General features: G+C 64.2%; 12 protein-coding genes. 4 read left to right on the top strand and 8 right to left on the bottom strand.

Features of this window, described 5'->3' with window-relative positions:
• Nucleotides 1-34 precede the first annotated feature (34 nt).
• Nucleotides 35-448, top strand: a complete 414-nt coding sequence (locus RTH74_RS10610; protein WP_125834403.1) for a CBS domain-containing protein — start codon at nt 35-37, stop codon at nt 446-448.
• A 123-nt stretch (nt 449-571) separates the two neighbouring features.
• Here the strand turns inward: RTH74_RS10610 and glgB are convergent, their stop codons facing one another.
• The 4 genes from glgB to RTH74_RS10630 all read right to left on the bottom strand — a co-directional run bounded on the left by glgB (nt 572) and on the right by RTH74_RS10630 (nt 8,707).
• Nucleotides 572-2,734 (bottom strand): 1,4-alpha-glucan branching protein GlgB, encoded by a 2,163-nt coding sequence (gene glgB / locus RTH74_RS10615; protein WP_316914614.1) that lies wholly within the window; start codon nt 2,732-2,734, stop codon nt 572-574.
• Nucleotides 2,731-6,030 carry a maltose alpha-D-glucosyltransferase gene (treS, locus tag RTH74_RS10620; RefSeq protein WP_316914615.1) on the bottom strand — a complete coding sequence of 1,100 codons (3,300 nt, stop codon included), beginning with the start codon at nt 6,028-6,030 and terminating at the stop codon, nt 2,731-2,733. Before treS ends, glgB begins: the two co-directional genes overlap by 4 nt.
• Before the next feature lie 16 nt (nt 6,031-6,046).
• Nucleotides 6,047-8,029, bottom strand: a complete 1,983-nt coding sequence (locus RTH74_RS10625) for an alpha-1,4-glucan--maltose-1-phosphate maltosyltransferase (protein ID WP_316914616.1) — start codon at nt 8,027-8,029, stop codon at nt 6,047-6,049.
• Nucleotides 8,030-8,185: 156 nt separating this feature from the next.
• Nucleotides 8,186-8,707, bottom strand: a complete 522-nt coding sequence (locus RTH74_RS10630) for an MgtC/SapB family protein (protein ID WP_316914617.1) — start codon at nt 8,705-8,707, stop codon at nt 8,186-8,188.
• Between the two features lie 152 nt (nt 8,708-8,859).
• On the opposite strand from RTH74_RS10630, the gene RTH74_RS10635 reads away from it, so the two are divergent.
• Nucleotides 8,860-9,240: a Rho termination factor N-terminal domain-containing protein gene (locus RTH74_RS10635; protein WP_316914618.1), complete on the top strand. Its 381-nt coding sequence runs from the start codon at nt 8,860-8,862 to the stop codon at nt 9,238-9,240.
• Nucleotides 9,241-9,371: 131 nt separating this feature from the next.
• Here RTH74_RS10635 and RTH74_RS10640 read toward each other — a convergent pair whose 3' ends face one another.
• The 4 genes from RTH74_RS10640 to RTH74_RS10655 form a co-directional block, all read right to left on the bottom strand.
• Nucleotides 9,372-9,572: a metallothionein gene (locus tag RTH74_RS10640; RefSeq protein ID WP_316914619.1), complete on the bottom strand. Its 201-nt coding sequence runs from the start codon at nt 9,570-9,572 to the stop codon at nt 9,372-9,374.
• Nucleotides 9,569-9,991 (bottom strand): hypothetical protein, encoded by a 423-nt coding sequence (locus tag RTH74_RS10645; protein WP_316914620.1) that lies wholly within the window; start codon nt 9,989-9,991, stop codon nt 9,569-9,571. Before RTH74_RS10645 ends, RTH74_RS10640 begins: the two co-directional genes overlap by 4 nt.
• A 72-nt stretch (nt 9,992-10,063) precedes the next feature.
• Complete coding sequence (locus tag RTH74_RS10650; RefSeq protein WP_106732336.1) at nt 10,064-10,408, bottom strand: YgaP family membrane protein; 345 nt, start codon at nt 10,406-10,408, stop codon at nt 10,064-10,066.
• A 79-nt stretch (nt 10,409-10,487) separates the two neighbouring features.
• The gene (locus RTH74_RS10655; protein WP_316914621.1) at nt 10,488-11,624 is read right to left on the bottom strand and encodes a carboxylate-amine ligase; all 1,137 of its coding nucleotides are present in this window, start codon (nt 11,622-11,624) and stop codon (nt 10,488-10,490) included.
• Between the two features lie 172 nt (nt 11,625-11,796).
• Here RTH74_RS10655 and RTH74_RS10660 point away from each other — a divergent pair, with 172 nt between their 5' ends.
• Both RTH74_RS10660 and RTH74_RS10665 read left to right on the top strand, forming a co-directional pair.
• The gene (locus RTH74_RS10660; RefSeq protein WP_316914622.1) at nt 11,797-13,188 is read left to right on the top strand and encodes an iron-containing redox enzyme family protein; all 1,392 of its coding nucleotides are present in this window, start codon (nt 11,797-11,799) and stop codon (nt 13,186-13,188) included.
• A 24-nt stretch (nt 13,189-13,212) separates the two neighbouring features.
• On the top strand, nt 13,213-14,181 hold the full coding sequence (locus RTH74_RS10665) for a class I SAM-dependent methyltransferase (protein ID WP_316914623.1): 969 nt from the start codon (nt 13,213-13,215) through the stop codon (nt 14,179-14,181).
• Nucleotides 14,182-14,235: the final 54 nt, after the last annotated feature.

Below are 14,235 nucleotides of genomic sequence, written 5' to 3' on the forward strand. Positions count from 1 at the left end.
CATTCGCCCACTCAGCCTGCAAAAGGAGACACCGATGAAAATCAGCAAAATCATGACCCGCAACGTCCGCACCCTCGAACCTGAGCGCAGCATTCGCGAGGCCGCCACGCTGATGGCCGATATCGACAGCGGCGCACTGCTGATCAACGAAGGCGACCGTCTGATCGGCATGATTACCGACCGCGATATCGCTGTGCGCGCCGTGGCCGCTGGCCTGGACGGCAGCACACCGGTGCGCCAGGTGATGAGCAGCGATGTGCGCTATTGCTTCGACGACGAGGACATCGAGCATGTGGCCGCCAATATGGCCGATATCAAGCTGCGCCGCTTGCCGGTGCTCAACCGTGAGAAACGTCTGGTTGGCATCGTTTCGCTGGGCAATATCGCCTCCGGTCACAGCCGGATGGCCAACGACACCGTGCTGCGCGGCGTGACCTCCGCTCACTAACCCTCTGTGGGAGGGGCTTTAGCCGCGATAGGCTAAACCTCTCCCACTATGGATTTGGCTGGACCAGAATCATCACTCCAAAGCGCACCTCGCCCTTCGTGCGAGGCGCTTCAGCGGCGACGCTTATTGGGCAGGCCGCAGAATCAGCGTCGCCAACGGCGGCAATTGCAGATTCAACGAATCGGACTGGCCATGAGCGGCCAGTTGCTCGCTGTGCAGCTCACCCTGCGTGCCAGCGCCTGAACCGCTCCAGCAGCTGTCATCGGTATTGAGCAGCACCTGCCAGCGGCCAGCGTGCGGCACGCCGATGCGGTAGCCGTCGAATACCTGCGGAGTAAAGTTGTGCACCACCAGCAGCGGCGCACTACCCTCACCGCCCTTGCGCAGCCAGGCGAATACGCTGTTGCGCGCGTCATCGCCGACCAGCCATTGAAAACCGCTGTCCTGGTCATCGAGGCGGTGCAACGCCGGCTCTTCGCGGTACAAGCGATTCAGCTCGCGTACCAGCGCCTGGGCAGCAGCATGCTCTGGGTACTGCAGCAGGTACCAGTCCAGTTGCTGGTCGTGGTTCCACTCGCCCCACTGACCGAACTCGCAGCCCATGAACAGCAGTTTCTTGCCTGGGTGGCTCCACATCAGGGCGAGGAACAGGCGCAGGTTGGCGAATTGCTGCCAGCGATCACCGGGCATACGCCCGAGCAGCGAGCGTTTGCCGTGCACCACCTCGTCATGGGAGATCGGCAGGATAAAGCGCTCGGAGAAGGCGTAATGCAGGCCGAAGGTGATCTGGTGGTGATGGTGCAGGCGGTACATCGGGTCCTGCTGGATGTAGCTCAGGCTGTCGTTCATCCAGCCCATGTTCCATTTGTGGCTGAAGCCCAGGCCGCCCTGCTGCACCGGGCGACTGACGCCAGGCCAGGCGGTGGATTCCTCGGCGATCATCAACGCGTCGGGCACTTCGCTGCGCACCACCTCGTTGAGGTGCTGGAGAAATTCGATGGCCTCCAGGTTCTCGCGCCCGCCGTGGCGGTTGGGAATCCACTGCCCCGCTTCACGCGAATAGTCGCGGTAGAGCATCGATGCCACCGCATCCACGCGCAGGCCGTCGACGTGGTACTCGCGCAGCCAGTACAGCGCGCTGGCCAGCATGAAACCGTGCACCTCGGTGCGGCCGAGGTTGTAGATGCAGGTGTTCCAGTCCGGGTGAAAGCCCTCGAACGGGTGCGCGTATTCGTACAGCGCGGTGCCGTCGAACTCGGCCAGGCCGTGGGCATCGTTGGGGAAATGCCCCGGCACCCAGTCGAGAATCACGCCGATGCCGGCGCGGTGGCAGCGATCGACGAAGGCGGCGAAGCGCTGCGGGCTGCCGAAGCGTGAGGTGGGCGCGAACATCGACAGCGGCTGATAGCCCCAGGAACCGCCGAACGGATGCTCCATGATCGGCATCAGCTCGATATGGGTGAAGCCCAGGTCCTGCACGTAGGGAATCAGCCGTTCCGCCAATTCGTCCCAGTCTGGTGCGTGATCGTTATGCCACTGCCAGGAGCCGGCATGCAGCTCGTAGATCGCCAGCGGCGCCTGCGAAGCGTGGCGCTGTTCGCGCTCGCTCATCCATTGCTGATCCTGCCAGACGAAGGCTTCAGCTTGCGGCACCCGTGAAGCGGTGGCCGGCGGCACCTCGGTGGCCTGCGCCATGGGGTCTGCGCGCAGCGGCAGCACACCGTGCTCACCGAGAATTTCGTATTTGTAGCACTCGCCGGGCTGCAGCCGCGGGATGAACAGCTCCCACACGCCGGCCGGGTAGCGCAGACGCATGGGGTGGCGGCGGCCGTCCCAGTTGTTGAAGTCGCCGACCACCGAAACCCGCCGCGCATTGGGCGCCCAGACGGCGAAACGCACGCCAGGCACGCCTTCATGCTCCATCGGTGCCGAGCCCAGACAGCGCCATAACTGGCGATGGTTGCCTTCGGCGAACAGGTAGAGGTCGGTGTCACCCAGCAGCGGACCGAAGGCATAGGGATCTTCGGTTTCCTGCACGTTGCCTGGCCAGTGGATGCGCAAGCGGTAGCGCTGCGCCTGGGGCAGTTGCAATTCGAACAGGCCCTGCGGGTCGCTGCAGTGCATGCGTCCCAGCAGCGAGCCGTCGCGGGCCAGCAGGTCCACCGCGTCGGCGCCGGGCAGCCAGACTCGCACCAGGCTCTCGTCGCCTTGCGGGTGTGGGCCGAGGAAGCTGAACGGATCGCCATCTTCGGCGCGTTGCAGGCGCTGCACTCTGTTCTGATTCAAGGTCGCACTCCTGGCAATTGGTTAGCGAGATCCACCAGCCCCTGCAACGGGACATCGATCCAGTCGGGGCGGTGGCCGCTTTCGTAACCGATTTCATAGACAGCCTTTTCCAGGCAGAACAGGTCGAGGGCGGCGCCCTCGCCGTCGCGTTGGTGCCATTCGTGGGGCAGGCCGTTGGCGGCCAGACGATAGGCATCGAGAAAAGCACTGCAGGCTTGCTCGCGGTAGCGCGACACCACGTCGCGAACGACCTGCTGGGCGTCCGCCGCGCCTTCCACGCCGCCGGCGTTACGCTGTGCTACCGCTGCCGCGTAGTCGAAGGAGCGCAGCATGCCGGCAACATCCTTGAACGGGCTGTGGCGCTGGCGGCGCTCCTCCAGCGAGCGGTTGGGCTCGCCCTCGAAGTCGATGATGTAGGCATCGCCCTGCACCACCAGGACCTGGCCCAAGTGAAGGTCGCCGTGCACCCGTATGCGCAGGCCACCTGCCGCCTGCGTTGCCAGGCGGGTGACTGCTTCCAGCAAGGATTTTTCCCTGGCCAGCAGCCAGTCGGCCTGTTCGGCTGTCGCCGGGCTCAGGGCGTCACGCTGACGAGCCAGAGCCTGCAAGGCTTCCTGCAACTGCGCGGTGATGGATTTGGCCCAGTGGGCGCTATCGCGCTCGCCGCTGAGCTGATAACCGAAGTCCGGATTCTCAACCGGCCGCGCCAGTACCGCGTGCATCTCGCCGACACGTTTGCCGAGCACGCCGGCGAACTGCTGCAGTTCGCCCAACGCATCGACATCCGGGTCGGCGGTACCGCCGGCCAACTGATCGCGGATGGCGCGGTCGAGGGTGTTAAGCGTCCATTGCCAGGCGTCGCCCTGATTGTCCAGATAGCGTTGCATCACCATCAGTGTATGGGGCTGGCCTTGCTCGTCGACCCGCACCACCTCGCCAAGAAACGGCGCGACATTGGCGTAGCCGCGATCGGTCAGGAAGCGCCCCATCTCCACCTCCGGGTGGATACCGGGGAAGCCGCGGCGCAACAGCTTGAGCAACAGCTGCTCGCCAATCAGCACCGAACTGTTGGACTGCTCGGCCGAAAGCAGCTTGAAGTCGCTCTCGTCGATACCCTCGAGCGCCAGCAGCGCCGCCTCGGCGCGGAACTGCAATTCGCCGCCAGCGCTGCGCAGCACTGCCTGCTCACGCAGCAGGCGCAGGACCTGCTGGCTGAACTGCGGCAGGCTGAAGGCATCGGTCAGCAGCTCCACATGGCGACCCCGGCGCAGCCGGGCCAGCGCCAGTTGCTGCGGCAGGTCGTTACCCTCGGCGCGTTCCGGTACGGCCGCCAGCGGCAAGCGGTAATGCTCGACGCCGGCCGCCCCCGTCACCTGCACCTCGGCCAGCAGCGGCGCGTTGGCATCGTCGCCAAGCGGCATCACGTACAACACGCTGACGGCCGGGCGCTGTTCACCCGCGAACCAGCGGCGCTTGGGCAGATACAGCGGCAGCGACTCGCGCTCCAGCGTCTGCCGCGCGCGCCCGTCCATCACTTCACTCAGGGCGCGCCCCAGCACCAGGGTCTGCAGCTCTGGCATACGTTCCACCGGTTTCTGGTGCCAGCTGGGCATCTGCGAGGCGTCGGCCAGGTAGAACCAGTAGAAACCGTACGGCGGCAACGTCAGCAGGTAGGTGAGCTGGCCAATGGGCGGGAACGAGGCGCCGCCAATCATCTCCACCGGTACCCGGTCGCGGTAGTCGGCCAGTTCCAGCTCGACGGCCTGGGCCGCGCTGGACAGGTTGGCCACGCAGAGGATCTGCTGTTCGCTGCCGTCCTCGCCGCGATGCATGCGCAGGTAGGCCAGGATGCGCCGGTTGCTCGGCGCCAGCATCGTCAGCGAGCCGCGGCCGAAAGCCTTGTGCTGGTTACGGATGGCGAGCATGCGCCGCGTCCAGTTGAGCAGCGAATGCGGGTCACGCGCCTGCGCCTCGACGTTGATGGTCTGATAGCCGTACAGCGGATCCATGATCGGCGGCAGCACCAGGCTGGCCGGGTCGGCACGGGAAAATCCGCCGTTGCGGTCCACCGACCACTGCATGGGCGTACGCACGCCGTCGCGGTCGCCAAGGTAGATGTTGTCGCCCATGCCGATCTCGTCGCCGTAGTACAGGGTCGGCGTGCCGGGCATCGACAGCAGCAGGCTGTTGAGCAGCTCGATGCGCCGCCGGTCACGCCCTACCAGGGGCGCCAGGCGCCGGCGAATGCCGAGGTTGATCCGTGCGCGACTGTCGGCGGCGTAGTAGTTCCACAGGTAGTCGCGCTCGTCGTCGGTGACCATTTCCAGGGTCAGCTCATCGTGGTTGCGCAGGAAGATCGCCCACTGGCAATTGGGCGGAATCTCCGGCGTCTGGCGCAGGATGTCGGTGATCGGGAAGCGGTCTTCCTGGGCGATGGCCATGTACATGCGCGGCATCAGCGGAAAGTGGAAGGCCATGTGGCATTCGTCGTCCTCACCGAAGTACGGGCGGGTGTCCTCCGGCCACTGGTTGGCCTCCGCCAGCAACAGACGGTCCGGGTAGCGCGCATCCAGTTCGGCGCGGATGCGCTTGAGCACGGCGTGGGTTTCGGGCAGGTTCTCGCTGCTGGTGCCGTCACGCTCGATCAGGTACGGAATGGCGTCCAGGCGTAGGCCATCGACGCCCATGTCGAGCCAGAAGCGCATGACCCCGAGCACGGCTTCGAGCACCTTGGGATTGTCGAAATTGAGGTCCGGCTGGTGCGAGTAGAAGCGGTGCCAGAAGTACTGGCCGGCCACGGCGTCCCAGGTCCAGTTGGACTTCTCGCTGTCGATGAAGATGATCCGCGTGCCGGCGTATTTCTCGTCGCTGTCGGACCAGACGTAATAGTCGCGCGCCTTGGAGCCCTTCTTCGCCCGGCGTGCGCGCTGGAACCAGGGGTGCTGATCGGAGGTGTGGTTGATCACCAACTCGGTGATCACGCGCAGGCCGCGCCGGTGCGCCTCGGCGATGAAACGGCGGGCGTCGGCCAGGCTGCCATAGTCCGGATGGACATCGTTGTACTTGGCGATGTCATAGCCGTCGTCGCGCCGTGGCGAGGGGTAGAACGGCAGCAGCCAGAGGGTGTTCACCCCCAGTTCGGCGATATAGTCGAGCTTGTCGATCAGGCCCTGGAAGTCGCCAATGCCATCGTTGTTGGCATCGAAGAAGGACTTCACGTGGACCTGATAGATCACCGCGTCCTTGTACCACTGCGGGTCGTTGAGGAAGGTCTTGCCGGCGCTGCGCTTGGCCATGGTGTCACTCCGTTGTTCAGCGGGCGGTCTGGATTCGCCAGATGCCGAAAGGCAGGTGCCAGGGTTCGATGCGCATCCACTGCACCTTGCCGTGCCAGGTCCAGCGGTGGCCGTTCATCAGATCTTCGCCGGCCAGCGAGGCATCGTCTGGCAGACCCAGCTCCCACAGCGGCAATTCGAAATGCGCCTCTTGGGCGTGATGTGGATCGAGGCTGACGGCGACCAGGATGAAATTGCTCAGATCAGCCGTGCGCTTGCCGAAGTAGAGGATGTTGTCGTTCCACGCGGTGTAGGCCTGGAAGCCCAGATGGGTCTGCAGCGCCGGGTTCTCGCGGCGAATCTGGTTGAGCCGGGCGATCTCGGCGTTGATGTTGCCGGGTGCCTGGTAGTCGCGCGGGCGCAGCTGGTATTTCTCCGAATCGAAGTACTCCTCCTTGCCCGGCACCGGCTCGGCCTCGCACAGCTCGAAGCCCGAATACATGCCCCACAGCCCGGAGCCCATGGTCGCCAGCGCAGCGCGGATGAGAAAGCCGGGCCTGCCGCTGCGCTGCAGGAAATAAGGGTTGATGTCCGGCGTGTTGACGAAGAAGTTCGGTCGGTAGCAATCGCGCCAGGGCGCCTGGTTCAGCTCAGTCAGGTAGCTCTGCAGCTCGGCCTTGGTGTTGCGCCAGGTGAAATAGGTGTAGCTCTGGCTGAAGCCGAGCTTGCCCAGGCGCGCCATCATCGCAGGGCGGGTGAAGGCCTCGGAGAGGAAGATCACCTCGGGGTGGCGTTCACGTACATCGGCGATCAGCCACTCCCAGAACGGCATCGGCTTGGTGTGCGGGTTGTCGATGCGAAACAGCGTCACGCCCTGCTCCACCCAGCCCAGTACCACGTCGCGCAATGCCAGCCACAGGTCGGGCATGGCCGCTTCGGCGTAGAACTCGACGTTGACGATGTCCTCGTACTTCTTCGGCGGGTTCTCGGCATGGCGAATGCTGCCGTCCGGGCGCCAACTGAACCAGCCGGGGTGCTGCTCGAGCCAGGGGTGATCGGGCGAGCACTGCACGGCAAAATCCAGCGCCACCTCCAGGCCGTGATCTCGCGCCACGCGCACCAGCTGCCGGAAATTTTCGAGGCTGCCGAGCTGCGGGTGCACGGCCTCGTGACCGCCCTCCTCGCTGCCGATCGCGTAGGGGCTGCCAGGGTCGTTCGGGCCGGCCTTGAGGCTGTTGTTCGGCCCCTTGCGGTGCGCCCGGCCGATGGGATGAATCGGCGGGAAATACAGCACATCGAAGCCCATCCGGGCGATCTCGGGGATGCGTGCGTGCACGTCGGCGAAGCTGCCGTGGCGCTGCTCGTCGCCCAGCGAGCGGGGAAACAGCTCATACCAGCTGGCGAATTCGGCCAGGCTGCGCTCGACATCCAACGGGTAGTTCGGCGTGCGCAGCAGGTGCGGCCGATATTCGGCGCGGCGCATCAGCTCGTTGACCGAGGGATCGATCAGCACCGCTTCGCGTTCGGTCTGTGACTGCGAGGCCTCCATGCGTTCGATCAGTGCCGCCAGCTCGCCACGCAGTTGCTCCGGCGCCTGTGCGGCGATACGCCGAACCAGTTGCGCGCCCTCCTGCAGTTCGAGCTCCACCGGCACGCTGGCGCCGAGTTTCTTCACCAGTTCCTGGCGGAAGCTGGCGTAAACGTCCAGCCAGGCCTCGATGGCAAATTCACCACGGCCCTGCTGGTCGATGCGCAGCTCTGCGCTCCAGTGATCATTGCCCAGCGCCTGCATCGGCGTGCGCTGCCAGGTAGCTTCGCCGCCCGCGCGCCACAGCAGATCAGCGGCCAGTTGCTCATGGCCATCGCTGAATATCACCGCACTGACCGGCAACGGCCGGCCGCTCAGGCATTTGCTGGCGAAGCGGCCGCCTTCAATGATCGGCTGTAGCGCTTCGATGGCGATCCGAGGCTGAGCGATGGCGTGTCTGACGGTCGGGTCGGCATATTGCGGGGACGGCATCGTTCCTGGCTCCTCTACGCCTGGCAGACGTGTTCGAAGGGATGGGCAGGCAGGTTTGCGACAGCGCGCGACGCGCTGCACCTGTCAGAAATACCGAGGTGGAGGCAGCGGGAAAAGTTCAGGCAGTTTTTGCCCGCTCACAGGGCTAACGGGCTATTACCTGTCGCCCGGTTTTTCATCGGTCTGCTCGTCCGGCTGGGTCCTGGCGCCCGGGTAGACCACCAGTGGCATGAGGTGCAGCACCACCAGCACAATCGCCGTGGACAATACCGCGGTGGCCTCGCGTCCGAGCCCGACCGCTACGCCGATGGCGGCCGACGCCCACAAGCCAGCGGCAGTGGTCAGTCCCTTTACGTCGGAAATGCTCTGCCCCTTGAGGATGGTGCCGGCGCCGAGAAAACCGACGCCCGCGGCGATGCCCTGGATAACCCGGCTCATGGCATCGGCTTCGGCGCCGTCCTGCTCCAGCGCCATGACGAATATCGCTGCGCCGAGGCAGACCAGCATGTGCGTGCGCATGCCGGCGGCCTTGCCCATCACCTCGCGTTCGTAGCCGAGCAGGCCGCCGAGGAACATGGCCAGAATCAGGCGCAACGTGGCGCGGGTGATGTGCTCTACCTGGCCGAGGTCAGAAAACTCCTGCGCCAGGGTCGTGAGAATTCGTTCGAGTACGTCCATCGTCGTTCAATCTCCATGGATGCTTTGCATCAGAGCGAATCCGGTGCGCAGAGGTTCGAGTCATCGTTGCCGCCGGTTATCCGAAACCGGGAACCTGTGCTCAATCAGGCATTCAGTTCCCTTAGAGACCCAAACCAGTCGGGAGAACGCTCATGCCACGTGGCAGCAAAGACAAATACACCGCCAAGCAGAAGCGCAAGGCCGAACACATCGAGGACAGCTACAAGGAACGAGGCGTACCCGAAGACGAGGCCGAGGCGCGCGCCTGGGCCACGGTCAACAAACAGTCCGGCGGTGGTGAGAAAGCCGGCGGTTCCGGGCAGAAGACCAGCGCGACCAGCAAGGAGGCTGCTCGCCAGTCCTCGGCACGGCGTGCGGTGGCGACCCGCGAAGGCGTGCCCCGGCCCGGCCAGCGCCTGGAAACGATGACCAAGACCGAGCTAATGGACCTGGCACGCAAGCGGGATATCAGTGGGCGCTCCAGCATGAGCAAGGACGAGCTGCTGCAGGCGCTACGCAAGTCCAGCGCCTGAGGCGCATTACCTCCGCGGGCAATGACTAGACCGGCCTGAAGGCCTCGTCATTCTCGCGCAGGATTCCCGCGCAGGCGGGAACCCAGAACGCCCTGCGAGCCGGACTCCCGCCTACGCGGGAGTGACGTCCATCAAGACGCCAGTTCTCGCTCACGCTCCACACGCTCACCGCAATCGCAGCCAGCGCTCTGGCACGGAACCCTGCCCTTGGGATGACGCTGCATACAGGCTTCGCAGCAATACAGCAGATCTTCGCCCGCCACTTCGTGCACCCACTCGCGGGACTCGACCGCGCAATCGCAATGCGGGCATGCACAGGTATGTGCGCTCATGGCTCGCCCTCCTCGTCGGTGGATACCACCTCGTCAGTCCAGGGTTTACCATCGAGCGGAGCCGAGCGCGCCAGTTCCGCTTCGTCGAGGCCAAAGCCGCCACCGACCTCGCTCTCCTCGACCACGCTCAGCTCTTCATCGAGAGCACCATCGCCACCGCGTTCTAACGGCGAGCGCGCACCGCTGTCATCGATCAGCGTATCCGGGCTGAGATCGTCGAGGCTGACGTTGTCCTCGTGCTCGCTTTCGCCAAGGGTCGCTGCGCCGGTCAGGCCGATTTCATCCTCTGGGTTGGACGATGGGCGCGCGGTCGGCTGCAAGGTGGGCTCGCCGGTACCGAGGCTGTCTTCGTCATCGCTGAAGTCCAGCGTCTGTTCATCGATTCGTTCCGCAGTGGAACCTGGAGTTGTGTCTTTCATGGGGTACCTCCTTCGAACGATATGGGCCGCGCATGGCGACAGCGCAGATGCACCATCGCCCGTGCGCTCGACTCAAGGCGAAATCGGATCGCTGGCAGGAAAGGTTTCCTCCAGCGCATGATTCAGCCGACTTTCCTGGCGCCCTTTCACCCGCTCCATTTCCCTCTGCAGTTTCGGTAGCGCCGCGCGCAGATCGGCCACGCACTCACGCAGGCATTGGAGTTCGCTCCTGGGGTCGCTGATCAAGCCCTTGACCACGCAATGGCCGCTGATCCCGCGCTGCAGCAGCGCGGCGCCGCCAAGGGCCTTGAGCACACCTGAAGAACCGCCCTGGCAAACCCCGGCGACGATGGCGGTGGCGCCGGAGGCAAGTGAGATGGCGCGTTCCAGACGATGAACGTTATGCGTCAGTGACATGGCGTTTCTCCTTAGCGTTGGATGGCGGAGCCCATTGCGGCCCCCGTGAGATTTAGAAAGTCAGGTGCACGGCAAAGGTTCAGGCTATTTGCCGAACGTCCTGCAGGGCGGTCTGCTGCATCAGCCTGTCGACCACGTCGAACAGCGCGGCGCGATGCTCGGCGCCACCGCTGCGAGCGCGGCGGTAGGTAATGAGTTGGGACTCGGCGCTGCCTCCGACACGCGCCAGCTTGCGCGCGTGGGCAATGATCCAGCTGTCCTCGGGCGCAACCTGCTCACCGATGCAGGCCAGCACCTCGTCCAGCCAGGCCGAGAATGGCAAGGTGCTCTGGCTACGCGGTTCGATGAATAGCCCGCGTAGGCCCCGGCGCTTCGCGCGCCAGCGGTTTTCCAGGGTAAGGATGCGGGTCAGCGGGTCATCGAACCAATCATCGTGCGGCGCTTCCAGGGCATGGCCGAGCATGGCGCGAAACAGCCCGGCGATGCACAGGGCATCGTCCAGACGCGGGCAAGCATCGGCGATACGCAACTCCAGGGTGGGGAAACGCAATGACGGGCGAATGTTCCACCACAGATTGAGGGCCGAGCCGATGCAGTCGGTATCAGTCATCACCTTCAAGTAGCGCCGGTACTCGGCGTCATCGCGAAAGTGATCGGGAATACCCATGCGCGGCCATTCATCGCACACTGCCTGGCGATAGCTCATCAAACCGCACGGGCGGCCATCCCAGAACGGCGAGGACGCACTCAGCCCCAGCAATAGCGGCAGCCAAGGCGTCAGCCGGTTCATCAGGCGGATGCGATCGACGCCTTCGGGCACACCGACATGCACATGCAGACCGGCCAGCACGCTGCGGCTGGCGACGATCCGATAGTCGTCGAAGATCGCCCGGTAGCGCGCCATATCGGTCGCCTGCACGCTGCGCCATTGCCCCAACGGATGGGTGCCGGCAGCGAGAATGCCGCAGCCGAACTCGCTGGCCAGCGCGGCCATGGTCGTGCGCGCCTGGCCCAGACAGTCGCGCGCCTCATCGAGGCTGTGCAGCACTGGAGTGACCACTTCGAACTGCGCGGCGAACATCTCTCGCGTCACTCGCTGGCCGAGTGCGCGACGACTGGATATGGCGAATGCCTCGACCCCGTGCTGCGCCACGCAGCGGCTGGACAGGTCTGTCAGAAAATACTCTTCCTCGATGCCGAATGTGCTCACTGCCATGACTCGCCTGCTCCCGTTGTTCCTGCAGTTGAGAATCGTCGGGAGGCCTGAGTTCAACCTCTTTGATCAGTTGTCGGGCAGCGAAAATTCATGGGGAATCTTTGTTCGGGTGAACAGCTCCTATGCAACACATCGCCCTCTTATAGATGGACTTATTCAGGAGATCTGCCTCATGTCGATAGCCAGTTTCATCGACAGCCCCGGAGCCCAGCCCGTTTCGCTCGCTCCCGTTTCAGGCCCGTTTCAGAGCCTTTATCAGCAACTGTTGGCTGAGCCCGAACCGGGCCATCCGCAGGCGCGCGAGTTTCTGCTGGAGTGCTTGCAGGAGGTGGCGGAGCTACCCTGCGAGCTGCCACAAAGCCCCTTTGAACTGGCGGCCTGGTCGCAACGTCATCACAAGCAGGTAGCAGCGGACTACGCTTACTATCTCGCCAAGCGACATGCCGGTGAAGGCCGCCGTTACTTCCCGCGCAAAGCTGATGCCCTGCATTTTCTACGGGCCGTGGCACCGACAAAACTGGTCGACGGTGCCTGGCTGTACGGCGTTCTGCCGCATTGGCGCGACTATCGCGTGTATCCGCTGGTGCGCACCTACCTGGAAGAACTTGGCGATGGGCTCGCGGCGCAGAATCACGTACTGATCTACCAGCGCCTGCTGGCTGGCCAGGGCTGTGACGACACTCTGGAACTGGATGATGATTTGTATCGCCAGGGTGCGATCCAGCTGGCGCTGGGCCTGCTGGCCGACGAGTTTCTGCCTGAAGTGATCGGCTACAACCTCGGCTACGAACAATTGCCGCTGCACCTGCTGATCAGTGCCTTCGAGCTCAATGAGCTGGACATCGACGCCTACTATTTCAAGCTGCACGTCACCATCGACAACGGCTCCAGCGGCCACGCCGCCAAAGCCGTACAGAGCGTGCTGACCAACCTGCCGCGCGTGGGCGACGCCCAGGTGTTCTACCAGCGTGTGCTGCGTGGCTACATGCTCAATGAGCTGGGTGTGGGCTCGACGGACGTGATCGAAAGCTTCGACCTGGAGCAACAGTTGCTGCAGATGTTCGAGCAAAAGCGTGCAGTTGCCAGTCAGGTGCATTCCGACTACTGCCGCATCGCCGGTCGCACGGTCAATGAATGGCTGGGCAGCTCCAGCAGTGTGGCGAGCTTTCTCGAAGCGCTGCAAAGCAATAACTGGATACGCCGCGACACGGACCCGGCCTGCAGCCGTTTCTGGCGCCTGATGCAAGGCCCTGGCGCCGCCATGTTCGGTGTTTTCAGCAACTACGAGCGCCAGCTGCTGCACGACTGGATTGCCGGCAGTTGGCAACCGGACGCGCCTGCGAAGCCCTTCCGTCCACGGCGCCGGCCACAACCCGCACTCTCGCTGGCAGGCGGTACGCAGCATGGCGAGTTGGACCGCGAACGCCGCGAGCTGATTCAGGAGCTGCAAGGTATGGACGTCTATCGCCGTGAAGCTCGTCTGATCGGCCTGCAGGCGCCCGCACAGCATTGGTCCAGTGCTGGCCTGGCAGCCACTCGTACCTTCGCGGCGCTGATCCAGTAGCCGCCCTGCCCCTGGAACCCGCGCATGCTCGAACCCGCCTTCAACGCCCCGCAGAGTCTCGCCCTGCTACGCCTGGGTACGCTCTTGCGTGCCCGCGGTTATCGCTTCGTCACCCCGACGCCGCTCACTCATCAGCGCGTCAACCAGCGTCCGGGTAACGCGTTGGCCAAGGACTTGCGCGATGTTTTCGGCTGGAGCCGGCCGTTCGCTGACGGCGTGCTGGATGAGGAAATCGTCGAATGCATGGGCGAGGCCGAAGTGCTGCAACCTCACGCGCAAGGCTGGATCAGCCAGGTGCGCTGGTCCAGCCTGGGCGACGGGCTCTATGTGCACTCGCGTTTTCCAACGGAGGAAAGCGACGCGGTGTTCTTCGGCCCCGATACTTACCGTTTCACCCGCCTGCTGCGCGATTACCTGACGCACAGCAATCAGCCGCTACGACGTATTGCCGATATAGGCTGCGGCGCCGGCCCAGGCGCGATCACGGCGGCCTTGCTGCGGCCGGGTGCTGAAGTGATGGCACTGGATATAAACCCCAAAGCGCTGAACCTGACCGCGGTGAATGCCCGACTGGCCGGCATCTACAACCTGCGCATACAGAGCAGCGATCTGCTGCGCGATGTGGATGGACAGTTCGATCTGATCATCGCCAACCCGCCCTATATGCTCGATCCACAGCAGCGCACCTATCGCCACGGCGGCGGCAAGCACGGCGCCGGGCTGTCCCTGGCGATTTTCGATACGGCGATGGAAAGACTGGCGCCCGGCGGCACGCTGTTGCTCTACACCGGGGTAGCGATCGTCGATGGCGAGGATCCTTTGCTCAATGCCATACGCTTATCGCTGCGTGACACCTGCTGGGATTGGGACTACGAAGAGATCGATCCGGACGTGTTCGGTGAAGAGTTGCAGAAAGCCGAGTATGCCCAGGCTGAGCGTATTGCCTGCGTGGCGTTGCGCCTGACCTATCAGCCTGGTCTGCGCCAGCGCTAGGCGCTGTAAGAAAAGGGTTGTAGTACCTGCGCCGAACATCCGTAGGCGCAGGCC

Origin of the sequence: Pseudomonas sp. zfem001 (assembly GCF_032621725.1) — a bacterium.
GTDB lineage: Bacteria > Pseudomonadota > Gammaproteobacteria > Pseudomonadales > Pseudomonadaceae > Aquipseudomonas > Aquipseudomonas sediminis.

Bases quoted from the DNA above. Each gene is read 5' to 3' on its own strand.
- RTH74_RS10610 (WP_125834403.1), top strand. From the start codon at position 35: ATGAAAATCAGCAAAATCATGACCCGCAACGTCCGCACCCTCGAACCT.
- treS (WP_316914615.1), bottom strand. From the start codon at position 6,030: ATGGCCAAGCGCAGCGCCGGCAAGACCTTCCTCAACGACCCGCAGTGG.
- RTH74_RS10625 (WP_316914616.1), bottom strand. From the start codon at position 8,029: ATGCCGTCCCCGCAATATGCCGACCCGACCGTCAGACACGCCATCGCT.
- RTH74_RS10630 (WP_316914617.1), bottom strand. From the start codon at position 8,707: ATGGACGTACTCGAACGAATTCTCACGACCCTGGCGCAGGAGTTTTCT.
- RTH74_RS10635 (WP_316914618.1), top strand. From the start codon at position 8,860: ATGCCACGTGGCAGCAAAGACAAATACACCGCCAAGCAGAAGCGCAAG.
- RTH74_RS10640 (WP_316914619.1), bottom strand. From the start codon at position 9,572: ATGAGCGCACATACCTGTGCATGCCCGCATTGCGATTGCGCGGTCGAG.
- RTH74_RS10645 (WP_316914620.1), bottom strand. From the start codon at position 9,991: ATGAAAGACACAACTCCAGGTTCCACTGCGGAACGAATCGATGAACAG.
- RTH74_RS10650 (WP_106732336.1), bottom strand. From the start codon at position 10,408: ATGTCACTGACGCATAACGTTCATCGTCTGGAACGCGCCATCTCACTT.
- RTH74_RS10655 (WP_316914621.1), bottom strand. From the start codon at position 11,624: ATGGCAGTGAGCACATTCGGCATCGAGGAAGAGTATTTTCTGACAGAC.
- RTH74_RS10660 (WP_316914622.1), top strand. From the start codon at position 11,797: ATGTCGATAGCCAGTTTCATCGACAGCCCCGGAGCCCAGCCCGTTTCG.
- RTH74_RS10665 (WP_316914623.1), top strand. From the start codon at position 13,213: ATGCTCGAACCCGCCTTCAACGCCCCGCAGAGTCTCGCCCTGCTACGC.